The 4,833-nt window shown below is 60.1% G+C and carries 4 protein-coding genes and 1 pseudogene; 2 read left to right on the plus strand and 3 right to left on the minus strand.

Going from position 1 to position 4,833, the window contains the following annotated elements; all coding sequences use genetic code 11:
• The 3 genes and pseudogenes from H6B10_RS12600 to H6B10_RS12610 all read right to left on the minus strand — a co-directional run.
• A pseudogene (locus tag H6B10_RS12600) lies at positions 1–275 on the minus strand (lipopolysaccharide biosynthesis protein); the annotation flags it as partial.
• A 45-nt stretch (positions 276–320) separates the two neighbouring features.
• A complete protein-coding gene (locus H6B10_RS12605) occupies positions 321–881 on the minus strand; it encodes a YgjP-like metallopeptidase domain-containing protein (RefSeq protein ID WP_204651928.1) in 561 nt (186 codons plus the stop codon).
• Positions 882–951: 70 nt separating this feature from the next.
• Positions 952–1,821 carry a helix-turn-helix domain-containing protein gene (locus H6B10_RS12610; protein WP_243427370.1) on the minus strand — a complete coding sequence of 290 codons (870 nt, stop codon included), beginning with the start codon at positions 1,819–1,821 and terminating at the stop codon, positions 952–954.
• Positions 1,822–2,007: 186 nt separating this feature from the next.
• Between H6B10_RS12610 and H6B10_RS12615 the strand changes: the two genes are divergently transcribed.
• Complete coding sequence (locus H6B10_RS12615) at positions 2,008–3,624, plus strand: mannitol dehydrogenase family protein (RefSeq protein ID WP_204651929.1); 1,617 nt, start codon at positions 2,008–2,010, stop codon at positions 3,622–3,624.
• A gap of 66 nt (positions 3,625–3,690) precedes the next feature.
• On the plus strand, positions 3,691–4,791 hold the full coding sequence (gene uxuA, locus H6B10_RS12620; RefSeq protein ID WP_204651930.1) for a mannonate dehydratase: 1,101 nt from the start codon (positions 3,691–3,693) through the stop codon (positions 4,789–4,791).
• Positions 4,792–4,833 lie beyond the last annotated feature (42 nt).

Here is a 4,833-nt window from a genome sequence, read left to right on the forward strand (position 1 = left end):
GTCAGTCCGCCGTTCACAAAGACACTGTCCTTGCGCACGGCCCGGTCCAGGCCAAAGCGGATCACCGCATAAGACACACCCAGGCTGACCACCGGGATCAGCAGGTTGGTGGCCTGCTGCAGCAGGCTGGACACACCCATCACGTCGGGGGAATCCAGGACGTAGCTCAGGTACGGCCGGATAAAGAAACTCAGCAGTTTGGAACTGAAGTTGGACAACGCGAACAACAGGGTGTTGTTCACCAGAGTGGCGTATTTTTTCTGTGAAGAAGCCAAGGGCGCAACCTCCGTACAAAGCGGCAGCGGGCAGCAGGCCCGCGGTTACCGCAGCAGTTTGCGGCGCTGCCGGTAGTCGGGCAGCACCGCCTCGACCGCCGCCCAGAACGCCGGGCTGTGGTCAGGGTGAGCAAAGTGGCAGAATTCGTGTACCACAACATATTCCTGTGCGGCGCGGGGCGCCACACACAGACGGCGGCTGAAAGCCAGGGTGCCGGTTTTCAGGCTGCAGGAACCCCACCGGGTACGCATATCCCGCACCGCAATGCGGGGGAACGCCCCGCCGGGGCAGATGGATGCAAACTGCGGATAGTATGCCCGGCACAGCGCCGTCATCTGCGCCAGGGCCTGCTTTTTGTCCGGCAGGGCGGCATCGGCTGCCGCATCCCACCGGGCGTGGGCGGCAGCCTTGGCCCGGGCATTTTCCACCCACCCGGCACGGGAGGCCACAAAGGCATCCACCACGGCGGCAGGCACCCGGGGCGCCGCACTGGCCGCCACCGAACCGTCCGCCCGCACCCGCAGATTGATGTTGCGTACGCGGCGGCGGGTCAGGGTATAGTCGATACCGCCCGCCCGGCGTGTTTCGGTTTTGGGGGCATTCACCCGGGGGTCACCGCCTTCCTGCAAGATACGCCTTTATTGTACACGCATCGGGGGTAAAGTGCAACCATCCTCAGTTGCCCCGCACGGTCTGGATATACTGCCGGGGGGTCTGGTTGTATTCGGCCTTGAACGCCCGGTAAAAGTTGGCGTAATCCCCGAACCCGCAGTACTGGCATACCTCGTTGGGGGCCACGCCGCCGGCCAGCAGCTGTTTGGCGTTCAGCAGCCGTTTTTGCAGGATGTACCGGTGTACCGTGGTGCCCACCTGGGCGTCGAACTTGCGCAGCAGATGGTATTTGCTGATGAAGAATTTTTCCGCCAGCTGGTCCAGGGTCAGGGTCTCGCTGTAATGTTCGTTGATGTAATGCAGCACCGCGTCCACCACCTGGTCGCTGGTACCCACGGGGCGGCTGTCGCCCCGTTCCTCGGCGGCGCGGTTCAGCCCGATCATCAGTTCCACCAGGGCGCTCTGGGCCAAAAGGTCGCTGCCGTAGTCCTTGGAGTTGCGCAGCCCGCACAGCCGCTCGATGGAAGCGCGCATCTGGGCGCCCTGGGCGCCCCCCACCCGCAGAAGGTTGGTGTGGGTGGCCACACTGGTGTCAAAACAGCGGGTCAGGCTGGTGCGCGGGGTGGAAAGCCGCTCCAGATAGGGCCGGGCGATCCACAGGACAAACCGCTCGTAGGCGTCGGCGTCGGTAACGATGCGGGCCTGGTGCAGTTCCAGGGGGCTGGTCAGCATCCAGTCGCCGGGGCGCATGCGGTAGATCTGGTTTTCCACAATGTATTCCACCCGGCCGCGCAGCAAAAGATATATTTCGTAGAAGTCATGATGGTGCAGCTCCACTTCGTTCATATAGGTGGAGCGGTAACGGTAGATCTCATAATCGGAGGCGATCATGGTCTGGCGGCGGGTATAGGGATTGTAATTGGAGGTGGCCATACCGGTTTTCCCTCTTTTCGGCGGCAATTTGCCGGTAAACTCTTATATAGTATACTTTACCGCAACTTTTACAATCTTTCAAGCAATCTCGGCCATTTTCCTAATAAAAATTGCGCGGTATACTGAAATCAACGCGGACGGCAATGGGCCGTCCACTCACACGCACCAAAAAAGGAGCAAACCGCTATGCAGATGAATGCCTCTTCCATCGTCAACCAGAAAGCCGAGTGGGAAAAGCTGGGCGTCAAGCTGCCCCAGTTCGACCATGCCGCTATGACCGCCGCCACCAGGGAACACCCCATCTGGGTGCATTTCGGTGCGGGCAACATTTTCCGCGGTTTTATTGCTGCTTTGCAGCAGAATCTGCTGAACGAAGGTCTGGCCGACCGCGGTATCATTGCCGCCGATACCTTCGACTACGACATTATCGACAAGATCTACACCCCCTTTGACAACCTGACCATGATGGTCACCCTGAACCCGGACGGCTCCACCAGCCGCGAGATCATCGGTTCCGTGGCCGAGGGCCTGCGCGCCGATTCTTCCGACGCCGCCATGATGGCCCGCTTCAAAGAGATCTTCACCGATCCCGGCCTGCAGATGATCTCCTTCACCATCACCGAGAAGGGCTACGCCCTCTACCGTCCGGACGGCAGCCTGATGCCGGTTGTCCAGGCCGACATGGACGAAGGCCCCGCCTCCGCCCGTCATGCCATGAGCATGGTGGCCGCCCTGCTGTTTGAGCGTTTCAAGGCCGGCGCCGCGCCTCTGGCCGTGGTTTCCATGGACAACTGCTCCCACAACGGTGAGAAGCTGCAGTCCAGCGTCATGACCGTTGCCAAGGCCTGGGCCGAGAAGGGCTTTGTGGGCCAGGACTTCATCGACTACCTGACCGACGAGAGCAAGATCGCCTTCCCCTGGTCCATGATCGACAAGATCACCCCGCGTCCCCACCAGATGGTGCAGGATTCTCTGGCCAAGGACGGCATCGAGGATATGGCCCCCATCGTCACCAGCAAGAACACCTTCATTGCGGCCTTCGTCAACGCCGAGCGTCCCCAGTACCTGGTGGTAGAGGACAAGTTCCCCAATGGCCGTCCGGCTCTGGAAAAGGCCGGTGTCTACATGACCGACCGCGAGACCGTCAACAAGACCGAGCGCATGAAGGTCACCACCTGCCTGAACCCGCTGCACACCGCCATGTCCGTCTACGGCTGCATGCTGGGCTACACCCTGATCTGCGACGAGATGAAGGACGCCGACATCGTGGCCCTCATCAAGCGTCTGGGCTATGTGGAAGGTCTGCCCGTGGTGGTCAACCCCGGCATTCTGGAGCCCAAGGCCTTCATTGACGAAGTGGTGGAGCAGCGCCTGCCCAACCCCTTCATGCCGGACGCCCCGCAGCGCATTGCCACCGATACCTCCCAGAAGGTGGGCATTCGCTTTGGCGAGACCATCAAGAGCTACATTGCCGAAGGCCGCGACCTGAACACCCTGGTGTCCATTCCTCTGGCCATTGCCGGCTGGCTGCGTTACCTGCTGGCCGTGGACGACAACGGCAACGCCTTTGAAGTTTCGGCCGATCCCCTGAAGGAAGATCTGCAGGCCAAGCTGGCGGGCATCGAAGTGGGCAAGCCGGAAACCTACCATGGCCAGCTGAAGAGCATCCTGGCCAATGCGTCCATCTTCGGCACCGACCTGACCAAGACCGTCCTGGCCGACAAGATCGAAGCCTACTTTGTGGCTGAGCTGGCCGGTGTGGGTGCTGTCCGTAAAACGCTTCACGACGCTCTGAACGGCTGAGTGGTCCGGAACCCGCAAATATTACAAACTGTATAATTTTAAAATTCATATACAAGGAGGTCTTTTATGTCCATGAAAATGGGTTGGCGCTGGTATGGTGAGGGCAATGACCCCATCACCCTCGGCGACATCAAGCAGATCCCCGGCGTAGAGAGCATCGTTTGGGCGCTGCACAGCAAGATGCCCGGCGAAATCTGGGAAGAAGACGAGATCAAGGAAGCCGTGGAGCACATCCAGTCCTACGGTTTTTCCGCCGAAGTGGTGGAGTCCGTCAACGTGCATGACGACATCAAGATCGGCCTGCCCACCCGGGATCAGCTGATCGAGAACTACAAGCAGTGTATCCGCAACCTGTCCAAGTACGGCGTCAAGGTGATCTGCTACAACTTCATGCCCATCTTTGACTGGACCCGCACCGATCTGTTCCACCCGGTGGGCGACGGTTCCACGGCGCTGTTCTACCAGAAGGACATGATCCAGGACGATTACAAGGCCATGGCCGAGTATATCCTGAACTTTACCGAGAAGTACAACATGACCTTCCCGGGCTGGGAGCCGGAGCGCATGGCCAAGCTGGACGAGCTGTTCAAGGCGTACGCCCCCGTCACCAAGGAAAAACTGTGGGATAACCTGAAGTATTTCCTGGAAGCCCTTATGCCCACCTGCCGCGAGTGCGACGTGAAGATGGCCATTCACATGGACGATCCCCCGTGGGATATCTTCGGTCTGCCCCGTCTGCTGACCGACGCCGAGGCCATTGACCGGTTCCTGACCATGGTGGATGATCCGTACAACTGCCTGACGCTCTGCTCCGGCAGCCTGAACGCCAACCCCAACAACAACGTGGCGGCCATTGTGCGCAAGCACAGCGACCGTATCCCCTTCGCCCATATCCGCAACATCCATCACTTCCCCAACGGCGATTTCAGTGAAGCTGCCCACCGCGATTGCTGCGGCGAGACCGGCATCATTGATATCCTGCGCGCCTACCATGAGGGCGGCCATGACCTGGTCATCCGCCCCGACCACGGCCGTCAGCTGTGGGAGGAAGGCCCCGGCAACTGCCGCCCCGGCTACGGCAAGTATGACCGTGCCCTGGGTATCCAGTATATGCTGGGTGTCTGGGATCTGCTGGACCGCCTGGATGAGGAGAAAGCCAAGGCGTAACCCGCCCTTTGTTCCTTCTTTGCAAAGAAGGAACCGAAGAAA

The organism is Gemmiger formicilis (genome assembly GCF_016901605.1).
Taxonomy (GTDB): domain Bacteria; phylum Bacillota; class Clostridia; order Oscillospirales; family Ruminococcaceae; genus Gemmiger; species Gemmiger formicilis_B.